Origin of the sequence: Nocardia arizonensis (assembly GCF_001310275.1) — a bacterium.
Lineage (GTDB): Bacteria > Actinomycetota > Actinomycetes > Mycobacteriales > Mycobacteriaceae > Nocardia > Nocardia arizonensis.
In genome coordinates, this window is sequence record NZ_LGYZ01000096.1 from 24,252 (window position 1) to 45,122 (window position 20,871).

At 68.7% G+C, this 20,871-nt stretch carries 15 protein-coding genes; 4 read left to right on the forward strand and 11 right to left on the reverse strand.

All coding sequences use genetic code 11. The annotated features are described in order from the left end of the window. Window positions 1–95: 95 nt before the first annotated feature. A complete protein-coding gene (locus tag APZ21_RS23600) occupies window positions 96–1,325 on the forward strand; it encodes an acyl-CoA dehydrogenase family protein (RefSeq protein WP_054815507.1) in 1,230 nt (409 codons plus the stop codon). After that, window positions 1,325–2,473 (forward strand): acyl-CoA dehydrogenase family protein, encoded by a 1,149-nt coding sequence (locus APZ21_RS23605; protein ID WP_054815508.1) that lies wholly within the window; start codon window positions 1,325–1,327, stop codon window positions 2,471–2,473. Before APZ21_RS23600 ends, APZ21_RS23605 begins: the two co-directional genes overlap by 1 nt. A gap of 68 nt (window positions 2,474–2,541) precedes the next feature. On the opposite strand, the gene APZ21_RS23610 is transcribed toward APZ21_RS23605, so the two are convergent. The 5 genes from APZ21_RS23610 to APZ21_RS23630 form a co-directional block, all read right to left on the reverse strand. Next, window positions 2,542–2,982, reverse strand: a complete 441-nt coding sequence (locus APZ21_RS23610) for a hypothetical protein (protein WP_054815509.1) — start codon at window positions 2,980–2,982, stop codon at window positions 2,542–2,544. A gap of 16 nt (window positions 2,983–2,998) precedes the next feature. After that, window positions 2,999–4,303, reverse strand: coding sequence for a hypothetical protein (locus APZ21_RS23615; RefSeq protein ID WP_156371302.1), 1,305 nt, complete (start codon window positions 4,301–4,303; stop codon window positions 2,999–3,001). Window positions 4,304–4,307: 4 nt separating this feature from the next. After that, window positions 4,308–4,607: a WXG100 family type VII secretion target gene (locus APZ21_RS23620; protein WP_054815511.1), complete on the reverse strand. Its 300-nt coding sequence runs from the start codon at window positions 4,605–4,607 to the stop codon at window positions 4,308–4,310. Beyond that, a complete protein-coding gene (locus APZ21_RS23625) occupies window positions 4,604–4,939 on the reverse strand; it encodes a WXG100 family type VII secretion target (protein ID WP_156371303.1) in 336 nt (111 codons plus the stop codon). The genes APZ21_RS23620 and APZ21_RS23625 overlap by 4 nt, the downstream gene beginning before the upstream one ends. Window positions 4,940–5,349: 410 nt before the next feature. Then, window positions 5,350–8,574 carry a (Fe-S)-binding protein gene (locus APZ21_RS23630; protein WP_054815513.1) on the reverse strand — a complete coding sequence of 1,075 codons (3,225 nt, stop codon included), beginning with the start codon at window positions 8,572–8,574 and terminating at the stop codon, window positions 5,350–5,352. Between the two features lie 461 nt (window positions 8,575–9,035). Between APZ21_RS23630 and APZ21_RS23635 the strand changes: the two genes are divergently transcribed. After that, entirely contained in the window at window positions 9,036–9,749 is a 714-nt protein-coding gene (locus APZ21_RS23635) for a DUF8020 domain-containing protein (RefSeq protein WP_239476784.1), read from the forward strand. 56 nt (window positions 9,750–9,805) lie between these two features. Here the strand turns inward: APZ21_RS23635 and APZ21_RS23640 are convergent, their stop codons facing one another. The 6 genes from APZ21_RS23640 to APZ21_RS23665 all read right to left on the reverse strand — a co-directional run bounded on the left by APZ21_RS23640 (window position 9,806) and on the right by APZ21_RS23665 (window position 19,277). Then, the gene (locus APZ21_RS23640) at window positions 9,806–10,663 is read right to left on the reverse strand and encodes an NRDE family protein (protein WP_054815514.1); all 858 of its coding nucleotides are present in this window, start codon (window positions 10,661–10,663) and stop codon (window positions 9,806–9,808) included. 138 nt (window positions 10,664–10,801) lie between these two features. Beyond that, window positions 10,802–12,130 carry a S1 family peptidase gene (locus tag APZ21_RS23645; RefSeq protein ID WP_082393403.1) on the reverse strand — a complete coding sequence of 443 codons (1,329 nt, stop codon included), beginning with the start codon at window positions 12,128–12,130 and terminating at the stop codon, window positions 10,802–10,804. A gap of 110 nt (window positions 12,131–12,240) precedes the next feature. After that, on the reverse strand, window positions 12,241–13,599 hold the full coding sequence (locus APZ21_RS23650; protein WP_054815515.1) for a S1 family peptidase: 1,359 nt from the start codon (window positions 13,597–13,599) through the stop codon (window positions 12,241–12,243). A gap of 109 nt (window positions 13,600–13,708) precedes the next feature. Beyond that, entirely contained in the window at window positions 13,709–14,857 is a 1,149-nt protein-coding gene (locus APZ21_RS23655; protein ID WP_054815516.1) for a hypothetical protein, read from the reverse strand. Window positions 14,858–14,899: 42 nt separating this feature from the next. Next, entirely contained in the window at window positions 14,900–17,458 is a 2,559-nt protein-coding gene (locus tag APZ21_RS23660; RefSeq protein WP_082393405.1) for a LuxR C-terminal-related transcriptional regulator, read from the reverse strand. Then, window positions 17,451–19,277: an Hsp70 family protein gene (locus APZ21_RS23665; protein ID WP_054815518.1), complete on the reverse strand. Its 1,827-nt coding sequence runs from the start codon at window positions 19,275–19,277 to the stop codon at window positions 17,451–17,453. Before APZ21_RS23665 ends, APZ21_RS23660 begins: the two co-directional genes overlap by 8 nt. A 296-nt stretch (window positions 19,278–19,573) precedes the next feature. On the opposite strand from APZ21_RS23665, the gene APZ21_RS23670 reads away from it, so the two are divergent. Continuing rightward, the coding region (locus APZ21_RS23670; protein ID WP_204249144.1) for an IniB N-terminal domain-containing protein at window positions 19,574–20,871 on the forward strand (1,298 nt) is incomplete at its 3' end.

The following is a 20,871-nucleotide window of genomic DNA, read 5'->3' on the forward strand; positions in this document are numbered from 1 at the left end:
CAGTTTGATTTCGGACACCGGCCGCCCTACATTGAGAGGCACGTTGACGCTGCGTCAACAGTGGTGCAATGTGGCATACCCTCCGGGAGGGGCAGATGGATTACGAATGGTCAGAGGCCGATCTGGCCTTTCGAGACGAGGTGCGGGGCTTTCTCGAGGAGAAGCTGACGCCCGAACTGCGTCGCGCGGGACGGCTCGCGACGAGCGTCTACCCGGACCACGAAGCCAGCATGGAATGGCAGCGCATCCTGCACGAACGCGGTTGGGCGGCGCCCGCGTGGCCTGTCGAACACGGCGGCTGCGACTGGACCCTCACCCAGCACTACATCTTCGGCCGCGAATCCATGCTCGCGGGCGCGCCCACCCTCTCGCCGATGGGCATTCGCATGGTCGCCCCGGCGATCATCGCCTTCGGCACCCCGGAACAGAAGAGCTACTACCTGCCGCGCATCCTCACCGGCGAGATCTTCTTCTGCCAGGGCTACTCCGAGCCCGAATCCGGCTCCGACCTCGCCTCGCTGTCCATGTCGGCGGTCGATGACGGTGAACACTTCATCTGCAACGGCTCCAAGATCTGGACCACCCACGCCACCGAGGCGAACTGGATCTTCTGCCTGGTCCGAACCTCGCGCACCGGGAAGAAGCAGCAGGGCATCACCTTCCTGCTCATCGACATGAACGATCCGGGCATCGAGGTGAGGCCGCTGGTCATGACCTCCGGCGAAGAAGTGCAGAACCAGGTCTTCTTCGACAATGTGCGGGTTCCCAAGGCCAACGTGCTCGGCCGGATCGACGACGGCTGGACCGTCGCCAAATACCTGCTCGTGCACGAACGCGGCGGTGCGCTCTCGCCCATGCTCCAGGTGCAGGCGCAGGACATCGCTACCGCGGCGGTCGAACAGACCGGCCCCGACGGCAATCCGCTCATCGATGACCCCGCCTTCTCGGCGCGCTTGGCCGACGCCAGGATTCGCACCGAAGTGCTCGAAATCCTCGAATACCGAACCCTTGCCGCGATGGCCCAGGGCAAGGACCCCGGCCCGGCCTCCTCGATGCTGAAGATCCTCGGTACCGAATTGAGCCAGCAGATCACCGAACTCGCGCTCATCGCGGCCGGACCGCGCGGTCGCGTCTACCAGCCGCACGCCACCAAACCCGGCGGCCCGGTCACCCAGTACACCCCGCCCGCCGACGGCTACCGCAGCGGCGAGGAATGGCAGGCGGTCGCGCCGCTGCACTACTTCAACGATCGCGCGGGCTCGATCTACGCCGGTAGCAACGAAATCCAGCGAAACATTCTCGCCAAGGCAGCATTGGGGCTCTGATGGACTTCACATTCACCGAGGAGCAACGGCTCCTGCGCGACGCGATCGCGAGTTTCCTGCGCGGGCGTTACGACCTCGAGAAGAGCCGTACCGCGGCCAAGACCGCACCGGGTTGGCAACCCGCGATCTGGCGCGGATTCGCCGACGAACTGGGCATTCTCGGCGCGACCCTGCCCGAACGGGTCGACGGCATGGGCGGCGGCGCGATCGAATTGATGATCATCGCGGAGGAACTCGGCTACGCGCTGGTCGTCGAGCCGTTCGTGGACACCGTCGTGATCGGCGGCGGACTACTCGACCGCTCCGGCGGTGACCGGGCCGACGCGGTGCTGAGCGATATCGTCGCGGGCAGCGCGCGCATCGCCTTCGCCGCGCTGGAACCGACCTCCGGGCAGACGATGCACGACGTCGGCACCACCGCCCGCCGCGACGGTGACGACTGGGTACTCGACGGCGCCAAGATCGTGGTGACCAGCGTGCCGCTGGCCACCCACCTCGTCATCTCGGCGCGGACCTCCGGCACTCGCCGCGACAAGTCCGGGATCTCGCTGTTCCTGCTCGAACTCGACCCGAACAGCCCGCCCGCGGGCATGCGCGTCGACTCCTACCGGACCATCGACGACCGGCTCGGCGCCGACCTCACCTTCGACGGAATGCGCCTGCCCGGCGAGGCACTGCTCGGCGTCGAGGGCGCGGCCTGGGACACCATCGACGCGACCATGGACGACGCCATCGCCGCCACCGCCGCCGAAGCGGTCGGCTGTATGCGCAAGGTGCTCGCCGACACCGTCGAATACACCAAACAGCGCCAACAGTTCGGCGTCCCCATCGGCAGCTTCCAGGTGCTGCAACACCGCATGGTCGACATGTACATGGAACTCGAACAGGCCATCGCCGCAACCTATCTCGCGATCCACTCGCTCGCCGCCGAGCCGTCGGCCCGAGCCCGCTCGATCTCCGCCGCCAAGGTCACCATCGCCCGCGCCGCCCGCTTCATCGGCCAGAACGCGGTCCAACTGCACGGCGCCATGGGCATGACCGAAGAACTGGCCATCGGCCACTACTTCAAACGCCTGACAGCTCTCGAAAACGAATTCGGCTCCACCGACTTCCACCTGTCACGCTACGCATCCCTCACCCGCCCCTGACCCATCTCACCCGACCCTGAACGTCGAACCGGACACGAGCGGATCGCTTCCGCTCGTGTCGCGGACCGTCACACCTCGAGCGCTTCCTCGACCGCGGCGGTCATCGAAGTGAGCGCGGCGGTGATTTCGTCCGCGTTGAAGCCGGTGCGGTAACGAGCTTCCAGGCTTCCCAGCTTTTCCCATGTCGCAGCGAGAAGGACGGGCCAAAGTTTACAGATGTACGTCGGAATATGTCGCACCGCCTCCTCGTTCGCCCGCAGGGTTTTTACCTGAGAGTTGGGTGTGTCGGTTTCCCCCTCGCCGACTCTGATCCTGATTCGAGCCTGTGGTTCCACATCTCTGGGAACAGATTTCACCAGCGCGTACAGCAATGTGTCGACATCGCGAGTCCAGCCTTGTTCGACCATGAAATCCCTATTGACGTTTGCCATCTGGCGTGTCAACTGCCTGATGACCTCAAAATGGTCTCCCTCAATTATGAACTCGCCTGCGGATTGGCTTTCGCTCACCTGTTCCTCTTTCGCATCATCTCAATCCGTCGAATGCCTCACGGCCATCGTCCGGAGTGAATACTGTTCCACCATTTTCGTCTTCTACAATGAGAGCACGCTTCACGGGATCCCAATAGCCGACGCGGCCATTGGCGAGGTCATGTCGCTGCTCGGTCGGAATTTCGCCATCGAGAACCTTGCGAACATATTCGGCCAGATCAGCGGGTGCTACGCCGGCGACGTAGTGTGAGCCATCGCCCTGCTCGGCTCTTCCATTCGCGTGATCGGCGATCCTTTGGGCGATCTCTTGGGTGATCGGATCGTCGCCTCCGAGAGTGGGGTGCGCCCCGCTGCTGTCGTCATCGATGGTCGTGATCAGGATTGCCAGCCCGGCGATCGTCGCCAAACCGCCCGTCACGAGTACCGCTGTGGTGAAGGTGATTCCGCTGAGTCCCGTGAAGAACGAACCGATCGCGCCTGCGACGGCCGCGGCGGCGGTGTCGAGTGTGGCGCCCTCCAAAGTCATCATTCGCGGGTTGCGAAGCCAGACAACGGATACCGCGATCACGACAGAAGCGCCGACCACGACGGCGGTGAACCGGTTGTCGATGTCGGAACGCATCGCGGCGAGTGCGACATGGTGATCAGCGGTGGCGTCGGCCATGTCGTTCGCGGCCAAGCGGATTTCGTCCGCGCTCGTCGCCAGCGTGCGAAGGTGTTCGGCCAGATACGGGATATCGGGCGGCATGTCGGATCGGTAACCGCGTTCCAAGCCGTCGGCGACCAAACGCAGCCGAGATCGTGCGCCGAAGACCGTGTTGTCGGTGGCGAAGGTTTTCCAGGCATTCGCCATACGATCCAACTTGTCGGTGTCGCCGTCCGGAATCTCACCGCCGGCGATTCGGGACGTGACTCTGTCGTAGAGATCTGGGAATTCGGATTCGAGCCCACGGCTATTGGTGTGCGAAGAGGCCACACCGAGAACGACATCGGACCCGTAGGGCAATTCGGAGGGGACCGTGCGCGGAAGGTCCGGGGCGGCACCTTTGTTCGGCTTGCGATTCGCCCTGTAGTTGGAGACCTCCCAGTTGTAGCCGGCCGCGGTCAGGATGTCGCCGAAATGGACCAGTGTCCGAGCGAAATTCGTCGCGACCAGTGCGAAAGCGCCCGCGCGCTCATCGTAGCTCTTGGCCCACGCCTTGACGGCTTGATAGCTTCCCGCCATCCCGCCGGTTTCCAGCAGCACAGTCTGCAAGGGGTTGTAGACGGCCTGGAATTCCTTGGATATTGTGTAACACTCGTTTGCTGCGGTGTAATACGAGTGCGGTGCGATGATCACCGATTCAGCCCCTGGCCATCCGCACATTCATCTCTTGTGCATCGGTGTAGGCGGCGTGGGCGGTCTTCGCCGCCTGCTGCATCTGCGTCAGCCCCTCCAGCAACTCGCGCGCCCCGGTCATCCACTCTTCATGGGTGACGTTGTACGCGGCGGCCGCCGCACCCGTCCATTCGCCGCTCTGCATCAGCGTCGAGACGCGGGCGCCCAGCTCGTCCAGATGATCGGACACGAAGCCGATCAATCCGGTCAATCGGCCCACGACCTGGTCCAGATGATCGACGTCGACCGAGAATTCCGCGGTCACAGCAGGTCGGGAAGGTCGAGGCTCGCGTAGCCCATCGTGCTCGCGTTGGACTCGTCGCGTCGCTGATAGGTCTGAGCGGTGATGCCCAACTTCTCCGCCAACCCGGCAAGCGCCTCGACAATCTTGACCCCGCCGCTGTACGCCTCCGACCAACCCGTCTCGAATTCGTCCGCGGCCGTCCCCGTCCAGCTGCCGCCTGTCAATGCCGACACTTCCGTACTCGCCGAATCCAACGCGGTGCGCAATGCCTCCGCGACGCCGAAAACATACCTGCCGACATCCCGTACCCCATCCGGGACCACGTTCAGTGACAGGCCCTCTCCCCCAACCATATTCATGATATTAAGCTACCGGCCCGGTTGTCTTCGGTCCAGATCGAACCAGCTCGACGAGGCTACTCGGGCGACCCATTCCCTTGGCGCCGAACCTGTGGCCCGTGTCCGTCCCAGACGAGCCACGCGTCCTTCGGCGCGGACTTTTCGCCGGTCCGGTTGCCATGAGCACCGCTCTGTCGTCGGTGGTGTCCGGTCGAGCGCGGGCGTGCTGTGTGGGGGCGCCTCCGAAGGTGGCGTGAACGGCATTCGTCGGCGCTGAGGGCGGAAATGCGGGCGGCGGCGATTCGCGGTTGGGTCGGGTGCTTCGGCGGCGGATCAGGGGCTGCTTTCGAAGGATTGCGTTCGGGTGGAAAGAACCGAGCCCGGGTCCGCGAGGGACCCGGGCTCGGTTGCCCTGTCGAGGGAGGTCAGCTTCGGCGGCCGGGGGCCTTGGCGCCCGACTTGAAGCCGAGTCCGCCCGGTTTGGCGGTCGGCGGGGCTATGGGCTGTGCGCCGTTGTCGGTTCCGTTGCTGCCGTTCGACTCCGCGGCGGGTTGTGCCTCGACAGTTGCTTGCGCGGGTGCCGATTCGGCCGGAGCCGCGTCCGCCTGCGCGGATTCGGCCGCGGTGGGGACCTTGGCGCCCGGAGCCTTCGCGCCGGGTCGCTTGAAGCCGGACTTCATGGCCAGGCCCTTGGCGGCGACCGTCGGCTTGACCTCGGCGGGGGCCGATGCCGGTGCGGCGACGGTCGATTCCGCCTCGGCGGCCGGCGCCGACTGCGCGGTGGCCGCCGGTTCGGCCGGGGCCGAGTCCGCGGGCGGGGCGGGGGCCTTGGCATCCGCGACCTTCGCGCCGGGTCGCTTGAAGCCGGACTTCATGGCCAGGCCCTTGGCGGCGACCGTTGGCTTGACCTCGGCCTCGGTGGCTTCGGTGGCCGGGGCTTCCGCCGCGGGTGCGGCTTCGGTCCGGGCGGCGGATGCGGCGGCGGGCTTGGCGCCGGGGGCCTTCGCACCGCCCTTCATACCGAGGCCCTTGACCGGTGCGGCAGGGCTTTCGGCGGCTTCGGCGGGAGCGCTTTCGGCGGCCTGCGCCTTCGCGCCGGGCGCTTTGGCCGCGCCCTTCATGCCGAGTCCGCCGCCGGGCGCTTTGGCCGCGCCCTTCATGCCGAGACCCTTCGCGGGTGCGGCGGCCGGCGCGGTCTCTTCGGCGGGTTCGGCCTTGGCGCCGGGTGCCTTGGCCGCGCCCTTCATGCCGAGTCCGCCGCCGGGCGCTTTGCCGCCGCCCTTCATGGCCAGACCGCCGCCCGCGGGCGCCGCCTTGGCGGGCTCGGGGGTTTCGGCCTTCGCGGCGACCGGTTCGGGCTCGGGTTCCGGCTCGGGTTCGGCCTTGGGCTCCTGGACGACGACCAGGTTCTCCGACAGCTTCGCCGGTTCGACCCGCTCGATGGCCTCGAGCATGAGCTGCGCGACGTCGATGACCTCGACGCCCTCACCCTCGCCCTTCTCCTGGCGCGCGGTGACACCGTCGGTGAGCATCACGCGACAGAACGGGCAGCCGGTGGCGATCTTGCCGGGCGCCTCGGCCGATGCGCCGTTGGAACCCGACAGGGTGCTCAGGCCCTCGTCGACGCGGTCGATATTGATGCGCTTGCCGAGTTGCTCCTCCATCCACATGCGCGCGCCGCCCGCGCCGCAGCACATGGAGCGTTCGCCGTGGCGGGGCATCTCCACCAGCTTGGAACCCGAGGCGGCCATCAATTCGCGCGGTGCGTTGTACACCTTGTTGTGGCGGCCCAGGTAGCAGGGATCGTGGTAGGTGACGTTCTGCGACACCGAGGCCACCGGAATCAGTTTCTTCTGCCGCACAAGGCGATTGAGCAGCTGGGTGTGGTGCACGACCTCGTAGTTGCCGCCCACCTGCGGGTACTCGTTGTTGAGCGCGTTGAAGCAGTGCGCGCAGGTGACGACGATCTTCTTCTTGCTCTGCTCGACGCCGTCGAACACCGAGTTGAGCACCTCGATGTTCTGCGCTGCCAGCTGCTGGAACAGGAATTCGTTGCCCGCGCGTCGCGCCGAGTCGCCGGTGCAGGTCTCCTCCTGGCCGAGCACCATGAACTTCACGCCCGCGGTGGCGAGCAGTTCGGCCACGGCCTTGGTGGTCTTCTTGGCGCGGTCCTCGTATGCTCCCGCGCAGCCGACCCAGAACAGGTATTCGTAGCCGTCGAAGGTCTCCGCTTCCCGGCCGAAGACCGGGATCTCGAAGTCCATCTCGTTGATCCAGTTGAGGCGGTCCTTGGCGTTCTGACCCCAGGGATTGCCCTTGTTCTCCAGGTTCTTGAACAGACCCGCGAGCTCGGAGGGGAACTCCGATTCGATGAGCACCTGGTAGCGGCGCATGTCGATGATGTGGTCGACGTGTTCGATGTCGACCGGGCACTGTTCCACGCAGGCGCCGCAGGTGGTGCAACTCCACAGCACCTCGGGATCGATGATGCCGTTCACGTCCTCGCCGCCGACCAGCGGACGGTCCGCTTCGGCGCGCGCGGCCTCCGAGACGCGGGCGAGCTTCTTCTCGTCCGGGTTGCCCTCGGCGTCGACCAGGCCGATCTCGTCGCCGCCCATGTCCTTGCGGCCACCCGCGAGCAGATACGGCGCCTTGGCGTAGCCGTGGTCGCGCAGCGACATGATGAGCAGCTTGGGCGAGAGCGGCTTTCCGGTGTTCCAGGCCGGGCACTGCGACTGGCAGCGACCGCATTCGGTGCAGGTGGTGAAGTCGAGGATGCCCTTCCAGGAGAAGTCCTCGAACTTGCCCGCGCCGAGGGTGTCGGTGTCGGGGTCGACATTTTCCATGTCGAGCGCCTTGCCGTTGGACATCATCGGCTTGGCGGTGCCGAGTGCGACGCCGCCGTTGTCCTCGCGCTTGAAGTAGATGTTGGGGAAGGCCGCGAAGCGGTGCCAGGCCACACCCCAGGTCAGGTTCCGGCCGACCAGCAGCAGGAACAGGCTGCCCGACATCAGCTTGACGAAGGCGAAGACCGAGATCAGCACGGCGCTCTCGGGCAGCGACTTGGCGACCTGCATGGTGAAGAAGTCGGTGGTGGCGTCGGAGTGGTGGTAGGTGGCGATCTTGCCCGCCTTCACCAGGATCATGCCGAGACCCTCGAGGAGCACGATCGACTCGATCACATAGGCCGGACCGAATCGGGATCCGCTGAACCGCGACAGACGCTCCGGCACCCGGGGGTGGTTGAGCTGGCGAATGACGATCAGCGTCAGGATGCCGACGACGGTGCCGATACCGAGGATCTCGTCCCACAGGTGGTAGATCGCCCAGTTGCCGAAGATCGGCCAGTGGAATTGCGGATCGAAGGTCTGACCGTATGCCTCGAAGAACAGGATGAAGCCGCCGAGGAAGCCGATCATCACCAGCCAGTGCGCCCAGCCGACGGTACGGAACTTGTTCATCCTGGTGTGGGCCAGGAATTCGACGAGCATCTGCTTCAGGCGCGGGAAGAACGGGCGCCAGCGATCGGGCGCCGACTGGCCGACCATGATGGTGCGCGCGATGTTACGGACGCCACCGAAGAACGACGCCCAACACAAGAGGCTGAGCGCCGCCCCAATCGTGCCCAGCGTCAACGTCAGGGCATTCATGTCGCGACCTTTCTTTCAGGCAACACGAGCGTTCGAAGTCGGCGGAGCCGCCGACTCGGTTGGCTCGTATCGTAACCGCCAGTAAGTTACCCACCGGTAACTAACGACCCCCATCGTACGATCGGGATTTCCCCGCTATCCCCGTACGCTGGGACTTGACCCGGAATTTACCTGTGATGAATGTCACATCACCGGCTGAGAATGGCCCGACTCCCGAAGCGGTAACTATCCAGGACAAGGCCCGATGGAGCGGCTTTTATTAGGGCACACTTACTTTGGCTGGTCCAAGCGGGATCTCGCATTGTGGGCCGCATTCGACTACGCTCACGACGTTCTGTTTGCTGTGCTCGCTTTCACACTGCTCGGGGAGAATCCGGATAGGGCCGACCACCTCTCGGATCGAATGAGTTCTCGCGTGTGAGGACGGGACGCGACAACCCTGATGATGGATTGGAATCTGAATGAACCTCCGCAGGACCACCGCGGCGGCCGCTCTGGTCATCGGATCGATGACCGTTGCCATGGGGACCTCACACGCCCAGCCCGCGCCGGCGCCCACCGCCGATCAGCCCATCAACTACTCGGTCAAGCTGGTGGACAAGACCGTAGTCGCGACCGTCCGTGGGGGGACGTTCGCGCTCACTCAGAAGGACGGCGCGACGCCCGCTGACCCGAAGGTCAGCGTCGTCGACATCAAGGACGGCAAGGGCAACACGGTCGTCACCCTGCCCATGGAATTCGACGCCGCGGGCACCCAGATCCCGGTGAAGTCGGAGCTCAAGAAGGACAACACCGTCCTCGAGATCACGCCGGACAAGCCCGCAGATCTGAAACTCGACTCGCCGGTCGCGATCAAGCCGATCGCCTCCGCCGCCGAGAATCAGCGCGCGCAGAACGACTTCTCGTCCAAGTTCGGTATCGGCACCGCCATCGGCGGCTTCGTCGGCACCGCCATCGGCGCGGTCATCGGCTGTGTCGTCACCCTGCCCGCGGGTTGCATCCCCGGTCTGGTGACCGGCGCGGGCGTCGGCGGCATCCTCGGCACCATCGCTGTCGGCGGGCCGACCCTGGTCGCCGCGGGCATCGAGCTCATCAATGTCATGCAGGCCCCGGAGAACACCACGCAGTGGGCCGACAAGAAGGTCGAGGCTCCGAAGCCGGACGCCCCGAAGTAGAGATTCCGACATCACCGATCGGCCCGTTCTCGCGTGGGAACGGGCCGATCGGCGTCTCAGGCCACAGGCAGCCTGCCGTGGGAGCTCACCTCGCCGAGCGACGCGCCCAGCGGGCCGAAGGAGCGTTCCACGATGTCGAAGACGCCGTCGGCGCGCACAAGCAGCACCGTGCTGGCCCGCGTCCCGTGCACGGGGTGGGCGATGAAGCCCGCCGACAGCGCCCGTTCCATCTCACGCGGAACCCCGGTGTCGGGCAACAGGTCCTCGGGAGCTCGGGTGGGATCGGAGAGCACGTCGAAATAGCGCTCGACCTCATCCGGTTCCGACTCAACCACCTTGCGCAGCGCCGCCATGCCGGACCCGACCTTCGGCCAGATCCGCGCGGGCGCCTCGAGTTCGGTATCGGGTCCCGGCGCCGCCGAGGTGACGAACGGTGCATTGGACAGACCGTGGAAACCCGGCGGCAGCTGCCGCGCTCCGGCATTCGCGCGGTTGGAATGCCACCAGAGCGTCCGTAGGTCGGAGACGACCAAGTTGTATCCGTTGTAGTCGTCCGGGGCCGCAGCGACGCCCTGGACGTATTTCTCGGGGTCGCCCGGCCCCGGCGCCGCGCCGCGCAGGAAATCCATCAGCAGCGCCCCGCGCGACCTCGCGTCGGCCCGATCCTCGCGCGGGTTGCGCACATTGGTGACGGTGGCGAACCGGCCCTCGTCCTCGCGCAGGCCCAACCAGGTGCCCGGCGGATCGCCCTCGGCCCGGTCGCGCGCCCCGATATCACGTCCGGCCAGCAGTCCGGGCGCCTCCGGCCAGCGCCGCATGGACTCGGTCGGCCGGGTGTAGTACTCGTCCCGGTTGGCCGCGACTATCAATCGGTAGTCCGGGTGCGCACGCCAGCCGATCAACACCAAACACATGCAGTCCAGAATGCCCGAGAATCGCCGGACCCGGCACGGGGGCGCACACCGTTCAGGCCGCGTATCGGCGGTGGAAACCTGCCGTCGAACAGCGAAAAGGCCGACAGCGACGGCTGTCGGCCTTTTCGGTGCTTCGACTCACTCGGTGCGGACCCGCAGTCCCGGGTTGTCCGAGAGCACGACGCTGACCGGTTGCGCGAACAGCAGCGGCACATCGCCGGTGAGCGCGCCGATCAGGTTGGGGATCTCGCAGATCGGATAGTCGGCGACCGAGGAGGCGCTGGCGATGCCGAGGGCGAGACGGCCGGTCACCAGCGGGCCGCCGCTGTCACCGGGCAGGGCGCAGATGCCGGCCGAGAAGCTCTGGGTGAGTTCCCGGTCGCCGACCTGCACGGTCTGGTCGACGGCGTTGACGATGCCGCAGCTGAACCCGGTGCGCGAACCCGACTTGCAGACCGGCGCGCCGACGACCGGGGTCGCCACGCCCTCGATGCGGATCGGGGCCGCGCCGGGCACCCGCACGCCGTTGTTGGCGAAACGGTCCTTGGCCTCGTCGTTGATGCGCACGATCGAGTAGTCCTGCGCGCCGAGCACCGACTTCTGGAAGGAACCGAGCGGGGCGCCCGCCTTCTCGCCCGCCAGCAGCTCGCGTACCGCGGTCGCGCGGTCGGTGCCCGCCGAGGGGATGTCGGGGTTGCAGTGGCCTGCGGTGATGTTGACCACGTTGCCCGCACGGTCGGTGCCGTTGAATCCGAAGGAGCAGCGCAGCGAACCGCGGCCGGCGGCGGAGACGAAGCCGTCGCCGCCGGAGAGCGAGCCGTTGTAGATCTCGCCCGCGATCTCGCTCGCCTGCGGCAGTTGCTCGCCCGCGACCGGCGGCGCGGTCACGATGACCCGGGACGGGTCGATGAAGCTCGGCAGCGGCAGCCCGGCCTGCTCGACCCGCACCGCGATGCTGTTGTTGACGGTGTCGACCACGACGCCGCGCACCAGCTTGGCCACGGCCTCGGGCTGGCTGTCGAGCCAGCGCTCGAAGGCGGTCTTCTCACCGCGCAGCGTGGCCTCGCTCTTGGCGACATTGCGCACCTCGAAGCCCGCCGACTGCGCCGCGCCGCGCGCCTCGTCCGCACCGGGACCCTGGGCCAGCGCGAGAACCGCCTTACCGGAGTCGTCGAGCCAGGAACCGGCGAACACCTGCGGATACTGCCGCTGGGCGTTGGTGGCGAAGGCGGCGATCTGCTGGGCGAGATCGGCGCGGCGCAGATACTCCTCGGGGGAGATCTTCAGATCGCGGGTGATCGCGGTGACGAGCTCGGCGGGCAGATCGGTGGTCTGCGTCGGTTCGGCGTTCGCTACTGCCGCGGTCGGCCCGAACAACAGGATCGCCGCCGACGCGGCGATCACCGATTTCTTGACCCGCGTCTGTCGCGCAGCGGACCGGAACTGACCTTTACGTGGCAGGAGCATGCGGAAACTATATGGGTTCGGGATCGGTATCACTACTCATCCGTCGATGCCGGGGCCCCGAACCCGCAGTCGGGCGCGCCGGGGCGGGGACTGGTGCAATGTGTCATGGATCACTGTTGGTTCTGCTTGGTGCGCACGGTGATTCCGCTGCCGATCCCGCCCGCGGCGCCCGCGTCGATATCGGCGAGGATGGCGCGAATCGGGATGCCGAGGGTCGCCGTGCCGCCGTAGGCGGCCAGCGCCATATTCGCCTCGTTGCAACTCGGGGCGTCGGCGGCATTGGAGCCGCTGGTGATGCCGAGCGCGAGGGTGCCCGAAACGATGGCGCCGCCGCTGTCGCCGCCGAGCGTGCAGGCGGAACTGGCGAAGCCGCGCACCGTCTTGCTCTCGCCATCGGCGGTATAGAGCTGGGTCTCGACCCGGTCGGCCACCACGAACCCGCACGTGAAGGTCGAGGACTGACCTGACTTGCAGACCGGGGCGCCGGTCACCGGATCGGCGATGCCGGTGATGGTCAGCGTGGTGCCGTTGGCGCCGCGTACCGACGGCTGGTCCATGCCTGCGCGCACGGCGCGATCGTTGAGCGCGATCACCGAGTAGTCAAGGCCCGACCGTCCGCCGATCTGCGCGGTGACGAAGGTGCCGAGTTCCGGGCTGTTCACGATGTCGCGGACATTCGGCAGGTAGACCGAGGCCGCCTGATCCGATTTCGCCACGTTCGGATCGCAGTGGCCCGCACTGATATTCAGGGCGTTGCCGTTCGCGTCGACGCTGTTGAAACCGAACGAGCACACGTCGACCCCGCGCAGCGAGGTGTCGTGCAGCGAGACGGGCGCGCTGATGTAGGTGTCGCCGCCCATCGGCCTGCGCTCGATCGGGCCGCCGTTGCCCGGCGACAGGACGACCTTCACGTTGGCGATCAGGGTCGGCAGGTTCAGCACGTGCCCGGCCGGTGTGTTGGCGATACTCAGCACCAGCTGGCTGTTGAGCATGTCGATCGCGACCGAGTTGATGGCCTCGGACAGGTCGCGCGGCAGAGTCGCGATCCACTGGTTCACCTGGGTCAGCGAATGTTCCAGGCTGTCCGCCGAAACCGGGGCGATATGGGTCTGGTACCCGTCGGCGCCCGCTATGCGCGCCGCGTCGGCCGAGGTGACCGCGACGGTCGGCTTGCCGTCCGCGGCGATCCACGCGCCCGCGAAGGAATCCGGTCGCTGCGAACGGAATTCGCGCGCGTACTCCCCGAGCTGCTGAGCCCGCGCGGCGCGGTCGAGGTATTCCGCAGGCGTCATCTTCAGATCCCGCGAGATCGCCTGCACCAATTCGGCGGGCAGCGCGTCGGCGGCCAGCTGTTCGGGCGTCTGCGCGGACGCCGCGCCGGAACCGAGCAAAGGGGCGAGGAGAACGGTCGCCGCGAATCCGATGGAGGCCGCCTTGACCGCGGCGCTGCGCGCCACCAACTTGCGCATGAAGTCCCTTCGTCGGCACGAGATGCCGGCTACACGGCGCCGGATCGGCTCCGACTTGACCGGTCAGCGCATCACTCTAGGGCAAAAACCGTACGAGGTCGCTATCAAATCAACGGAGGGGCGGGATCTCCGCTGTGAACGTGGGTGGCGTCCAACCGGAGTCGGTCGGCATCCAGGCCGGTGGGGTGGGGAACCACGGGCGTGTCGTGGACGGGCGACGGGTCGTCGTGGACGGCGGCGGGGTCGTGGTCGTCGGCGGCGGCGGGGTCGTCGTCGGTTCCGGTGTCGTCGGCGGTGGCGGTTCCGGTGTCGTCGTCTCGGGTTCCGCGTCGACCGTCCGGGTCACCACGATGGACGGTTCCGCGGTGGTCGACGGCACGACCGGCGGCGGTGGCGGCGGCAGCAGCGGCGTGGACTGCTCGGAGCGGGCGTCGCGCGCGGGCGGTGGCGCGGTGGCGTCGTCGCCGCGGAACAGGAGTGCGACGCCGAAGCCGCCCAGTGCCAGGCCGAACAGAATGGCCGCCGCGATGAGCAGGGGAATACGGCGGGGAGCCGCCGTATCCGTGGCGGCCTGCGCCTGCGGCGGGGTGGTGACAGCGGGAGGTTCGGTCACCGCGTCGGTCACCGCCGGGGTGGCCGCGGGCATGGCCTGGGAGTACGCCTGCGGGCGCTCCGAGGGGGTCGGCACCGCCGGGATCACATCGGTTTTCACCGTGGCGTTCTCGGGCTTGCCCGGATCGGGCGGGGTCGCGCCCGCCGGGGTCGCGAGCACCGCGGCCAGTGCGGCGCGGGCGGCGTCGTAGGCGAAGGATTTACCCGGCTGCGCGGTATCGAGCGCGGGCAGATCGGCTTCGCTGACCAGCACCACCGAACGCAGGCCGAGATAGTCCAGCGCCTCGCGCAGCGCTTGCACCTGCGCGGCGGGCCAGTCGCCCGGATGGGTCGCGTAGAACTCGGCGGGGCCGTTGAGGAATTCGGTGGTCTGGTTGATCAGGCAGAACACCGCCGTCGCGTACAGGTCCTCGGCGCGGTATGCCTCCCCGTCGTCCACCGACAGTCCCGCCGGGTCGCCGACCGCGGAGACGAATCCGCTGATCGAGTGGGAATTCTCGGGTGGCGCACCGCCGAGAACGGTGTCCCCGTCGTCGGCCATGTGCAGCACCGACTCGCGGACCACGTACCGCAGGTCCCCCCCGTCGGTGACGATCGCCGCGGTGGATTCTTCCTCGGCGATCCGCAGGCCCACCCCAGTGGCCATTCCCAATTCCTCGATTCGACGGCATCGGCATCGCGCCGGACGTCACACGAGCAGCGAGCCGTGTCCCATGGCGCGAAGCATCGACAATAGCTCCGAACGCGATCCGGCACCGATTCGGCGGCGGATGCGGGCGACATGATGCTCCACCGTTTTCGCGGAAATGTACAGGCGAGCGCCGATTTCCCGGTACGTCAGACCCAGCAGTACCAGCTCGGCCACCTCGCGTTCACGCTCGCTCAGCATGGCGGCGGTGTCGGCGGCCGGGGCGGGCTCGGCGGTGCGACCGCGCGGGGCGGTCGGCGCGGGCGGTCGCGTTGGCCGAGGTTCGGGCGGGCGGGATTCGGCCCGGATCGCGCGGGCCGTCTTCAGCAGCGCGGTGGCGGTGGCCGCGTCGCCCGCGGCCAAGGCGGCCTCGCTGGCCAGCCGCGCGGCGTCCCAGGTGAGTCCGATGCCGCACAGTCCGGTGACCGCCGCGGCCACGTGCGGGGCCGACACCTCGCCGCGCAGTACGAAGACCCAGGTGCGCCCGGCGTCGGCGAGGACGGCGGCGTGCCGGTCACCCGCTTCCGCCGCGGACTTGAGCAGCCGCGCGTGCGGCAGCAGCCGGTCGGGACTCTCGTGCGCGATCGCCGCCTGCACCCCGTACCAGTGGAAGGCATTCGCCCACGCGGACGGCTGACCCAGACGGACCAGCAGCGTCGCGCACGACTCGACCAGCGGCAGCACCCGCCGCTCGTCCTTCAGCCGGATGCCTGCCAACCACAGTTCGCCGACGGGCAGCAGTGCCAGCAGATCGGCGTCGACGTCGTCGAACAGCGGATAGGCCGCCTGCCAGGCGCGGGTGAGCGCGGCCTGATCACCGCCGCGGCGGGCGAGTCCGACCGCGACGCCGTGCGCGAGCAGCCTGTCGCGGGGATCGAGCGCGGCCGAGTCGATCGCGGCGACGGTGTCGGCGGCGCGCTGTTCGTCACCGCCGAGCATCGCGACCCAGGCCGCGAGCACCCGCGACTGCGGACCCCGCGCGTCACGCCCGCAGGTGTGGGCCAGTGTCTCGCCCGCGCGTCGCGGCTCGCCCGTGCTCAGACACAGCAGGATCGCGAGGGAGACGGCGGTGCACGGCAGGAATCGGTCGGCGGTCGCGTCCAGACGCGCGGCCTGCACGAGCGCCGAGACCGCCGCGCCGGGATCGGTCGCGGGTACCGACAGCGTGTCGGCCAGTGCCGTCGCGACCAGCCGGGCCTGGGTATCGGCCTCGGTGGGCGGCCATTGCGCGGCCGTACCGGACAGTTTCTCGGCGGTGGCGAGGTCACCGGCCAGACAGTGCACGGTCGCGGCCACCGCCCAGTCGGCGTGCACCCGGTGCCCGCCGAGCCAGGTGTAGAGCTGAGCGGCGCGGGTGATCAGACCGCGCCGGGTCAGCACGCCCGCGCAGATCCGCACCGCGTCCCTCAGATCCGCTGCCGCGACATCGGGGCGGGCCAGCACCGGTTCGGCGAGCCGCATCGCGGTCTCGCCGTCGCCGACGCGGGCCGCGGCCTCGGCCCAGCGCAGGGCGATGCGCTCGATCTCCGCGCCCGCCGACGCCGCCGCCGCGTAGTACCGCACCGCGTCCGGCCCCGCGTGACCCGCCGCGGCGCAGAGGAATTCGGCCAGGCGCGGATCGCGAACGCCGGATTCGGCGAAGGCGAGCGCGGTCTGGTCGCGCAGCAGACCGGCATCGAGGCGCGCGGCCAGCAGCCTGCGCTGCACATCGAGATAACGGCGGTCGCCGAGTACGGTGCGCAGTGCCGGGACCGCCGGGGCCAGCAGCAGATCGGCATCGGTGACCAGGGCGCTCGCGCGGGCGCGGTCGATGAGTCCGCGCGCCGCCTCGGCGTCGATGCCGAGCACGTCGGTGAGTTCGCTGGAATCGAGTCCGGTACCGGTGGTCGCGACCGCGAGAGTCTCGAGCAGGTCGGGTTCGAGATTGTCCAATTGGGTACGCGCCCAATGGGATACGGCCTCGTCCGCGGCGCGGGCGGCGGCGTCGAGCCGGGTCGAGCAGGCCGCGGTGAGCGCCGCGACGACGCCGCCGCGGATACCGCCGGTCTGTTGGTGGATGTGCTGTGCCAGCGAGCGCGGCACAGCCAAACCCAGTTCCCGAGCGAACGGTCCGATATCGGAGATGCCAAGCGGGCGCAGATCGATGACGCGGCCGCGTCGGGCGACGACCTCGGCCAGGGTGCGCAGCCGCTCGTCGTGGGGACGCGGCTGGACCGCCACCACAACCGTGTGATCGCCGGATTCGATGGCGGCGCAGAGTGATTCGAGTTCGGATTCGGGAAGAGTGTGCGCGTTGTCGATGATCAGCGCCGGTGCGGGCGCGTAGTCCTGGGCGGTGGGGGGAACGGGGGCGGTTTGCGCGGGGCGCGATTGGCAGAGCTTGTCCCACAACGCGACCCCGCGGGATCTGAGTCTGGTGCGCACTGCCGCAAGCAGGGTCGACTTACCCGTGCCCGAACGTCCCCGGATCAGCACGGCGATCGGTTCACGGTCCGCGGAATCCAACTCGCGGAAGATGTCTCGCGCATACGGCATGGTGTCGAATGCGGTGTCAGCCACCGTTGCCTCCGAGGACCTCGCCGGGCACCCGCAATACCGTGCCGACCGCGCCACCGACGCCGTCGATGGTGTCGGAAAGCACGCCCGTGGGCAGGCTCGGGGTCTGCGGCTTGGGCAGCGACGGTTGCGTCGGCGCCGGGACCTGCTGGGTCGGTTGGGGTTGCGGCTGCGGGGCGGGCTGGGGTTGCGGCTGTGTCTGGGATTGCTGCGGCGCGGGCGAGTCGGGGGCGGGCGCCGGGCGCGGCGCGTCCTGCCCCTGGGGTTGTCCGGTCTGTCCCGGTTGGCCCTGCGTATTCCCCGTCTGGTCGGGTCGGGCGCCATTGGCGACCGACACCGCGGTACTGCCCGGCGCGCCGCTCGCGGGTGCGCCCGGCGGGGCTCCCGTCGACGGTTGGGAACCCGGTGTGAGTGGGTCGGCGGCGGGTTGGACCGACGCCGAACCCGCGCCGGTCGGCGTGGTCTGCTCCGTGGTGGCGGCATCCCGGTCCGAGGGCGGACCGGTGCCCGAATCGCCGCCGGTGCCGATGGCGACCGTGCCGCCCGCGAGCAGCGCGATCAAAACGGCCGCGCTCGCGATGACGGCGGCTCGTCCGCGTGCGGGATGTCGGGGCGGACTCGGTGTCGGCGGTTCCGGGACGCGGGCGGTCGGGGCGCGCGGAATCGGAGTGGTCGCGACGGCCTCGGCCTCGGCGGGCGGCGGCAGGATCAGCGCGCGCGGGGAGGGCGCGACCGTGGCCTTCAGCAGGTCGGCGGCCAGCAGCGCCGCCCCGCGCGCACTCGTCTGGGCGGGCGCGTCCGCGGCGACCACGGGCAGGCCGAACTCGGTGGAGATCAGTTCGGCCACCAATGGGATGGACGCGCCGCCGCCGGTCAGCAGGATGCGGCTGATATCGGGGATGTCGAGTCCGGCTCGGTGGACGGTGTCACGCATAAGAGCCAGCGAGGTCAGCAGCGGCCCGCGCAGCAGATCCTCGAGTTCGTCGCGGATCAGGCGGATCTGCTGACCGTTCGGGACGCTCGGGTCGAGGTGGACCGGAACAACCGTAGCGGTATTTATGGAAAGCGATTCTTTCGCTTTTCGGCAACGCTCCCGCAGCGCCGACAATTCCCTTTCCGAAGCCGGGTCGAAGGGATCGAATTCCTTTCCATTCAGCGCATTTGCCAGGACATAGCGCATGGTCAGGAGATCGAATTCGGCCCCGGCGATGTCGACATTGCGCAGCGGCGGTCCCAGCGGACCCGCCTGCGCGCCGGTGCGCAGCACCGACAGCGTGAGGCCGGTCGCGCCGAGGTCGTAGACGAGAATCGCGCCCTCGCCGAGTCGACCGTGCGCCGCCTCGAGCCAGCGCACCGCGGCCGTCTGCTCCGGGACCAGCGTCACCTCCGCCTGTCCGGCCTCGGCCAGCGCCGCGCGCTGCGCGCGCACCGTGTGCGTCGACCAGCGCGCCGGATGACAGGCCACCACCGCGTCGGGGGTTCGTCCTGTCGCGGAGGCTGTTTCATCGATCAGACAGGCCACCGCGGTCGCCGTCAGATCCGCCGCGCGATGGGTCGACCCGTCCTCGGCCAGCATGTCGACCGGGTCGCCGACCCGGTCGAGGAAGCCGTCGAGCAGTACCGCGCGCGTGTGTCCGGTGCGGGTCGCCGCCGATCCGAAGACCGGCGCGGCGCCGTCGGCCACCCGCACCACACTCGGATGGGTCAGGACCAGACCGGACGCGACCGGGTCGGCGGTGAGGTCACCGGGACCTCCCGACGCCGCGACCGCGACCGACTGCAACGCTCCAACCGTGATGCCGAGCGCCAGACGCTCTGTCATTCGTGAACCTCGTTCGAAAACTCAGTGGGGCCCGATAGTCGCTGGTGCGTAGTCCGGTGGGTGCGAAGCGGAGCTCCGGCCGACGCACCCGTTCTGTCGGTTGCTGGCGAGGAACCGTTACCGGCAGTCGGGGAACTGCGGGGAAATTCCCCTAATGCCGTTGTGGCCCCTAATGGGTTTCCGATGCGCGGTGTGGGGATCGGCCCCGTTTCGGAGTAACGAGTTCGGTCCCTACCGTGAAATGGATTTTAACGACCGCGGATGGAAGAGGTCCGCCGATCCCAGGAGAAGATCCGATGACCCCCAATGCGATTCTCGAGTTCATCTTGAACCTGCTGCGTGATCGTGATGCGGCGCTGGGCTACTGCGCCAATCCCGATCAGGCGCTCGCCGCGGCGGGCCTGTCCGCGGTCAGTCCCGAGGACATCGCGGCGGTCGCGCCGATGGTCGCCGAATCGGCCCTGGTCACGGGCGGCTCCCAGCTGTCGGCCATCGTCGCCGCGGGCGGTAACGCCGCCGCGGCCGCCACTTTGGGCGCGGCGGCCGCCGTAGCCGCCGACGCCGGAGTCGGAGTCGGCGCGGGCACCGGCGCCGACATCGGTCTCACCGGCGACACCGGACTGGACCTCGACCTCACCGGCGCACTCGGCGCCGCCGCCGACGCGGCCGTTCAAGCGGGCGCCACCCTCGGCGCGGGGCTCGACGCCCTCGCCGATCTCGGCGGCGCCATCGGCCTCGGTGGCAGCGCCGACACGAACCTCGAAGGCTCTCTGGACACGGGTGCGGGCCTCGACCTCGACGCCGCCATGAACTCCGCCGCCGGACTGGCCGGAGCCCTCGGCGCCGCCGCCGGGCTCGGGGCGGGCCTCACCGGAACCCCCGGCGTCACCGCCGATCTCGCCGCGGGCCTGAACGGAGTCCTGAACTCCGCCGCCGACTTGGGCGCGGGCTCGAACGCCGATCTCGGCGCGGCCCTCGATGTCGCCACCGGGCTGGGCGCAAACCTAACCGCCGCTGCGACCGGCGCGGCCGCCGCGGCAGGTTCGCTCGGTGCTGATCTGACCGCAGCGGTGGGTGGAGCTACGACCGCGGCAGGTTCGCTCGGTGCCGACCTGACCGCCGCGGTGGGTGGAACCACGAGCGCGGCGGCTTCGCTCGGTGCTGATCTGACTGCCGCGGTGGGTGGAACCACCACTGCCGCAGCCGATCTCGGTGGGGTCCTGTCGGGCGCGGTGGACGCCGCATCGGGTGCGAACTCGGGTGGCGCATTGTCCGTGGATGCCGATCTCGGTGCAGATTTGAGCGGTGCCCTTTCGGGCGCGACCGATGTCGCGGGTTCCCTCGGCGGTGCGCTCAATGGTGCGGCGGGCGCGGTCGGTGGACTCGGCGCATCCCTCGGAGGTTCGGCATCGGGTGCGACGGACGCCGTGACCGCTCTGGGCGCGAATGCGGGTGGCGCACTCGGGGGTGTCGTCGACGCGGGTGTGGGCGTCGAAGGTGCGCTCGCCGGCGTGGCGGACGTCGGGACTCACCTCGACGCGGGTCTCGGTGGCGCGGTGGACGCCGCGGCGGGGCTGGGGGCAAGTGCCGGTGG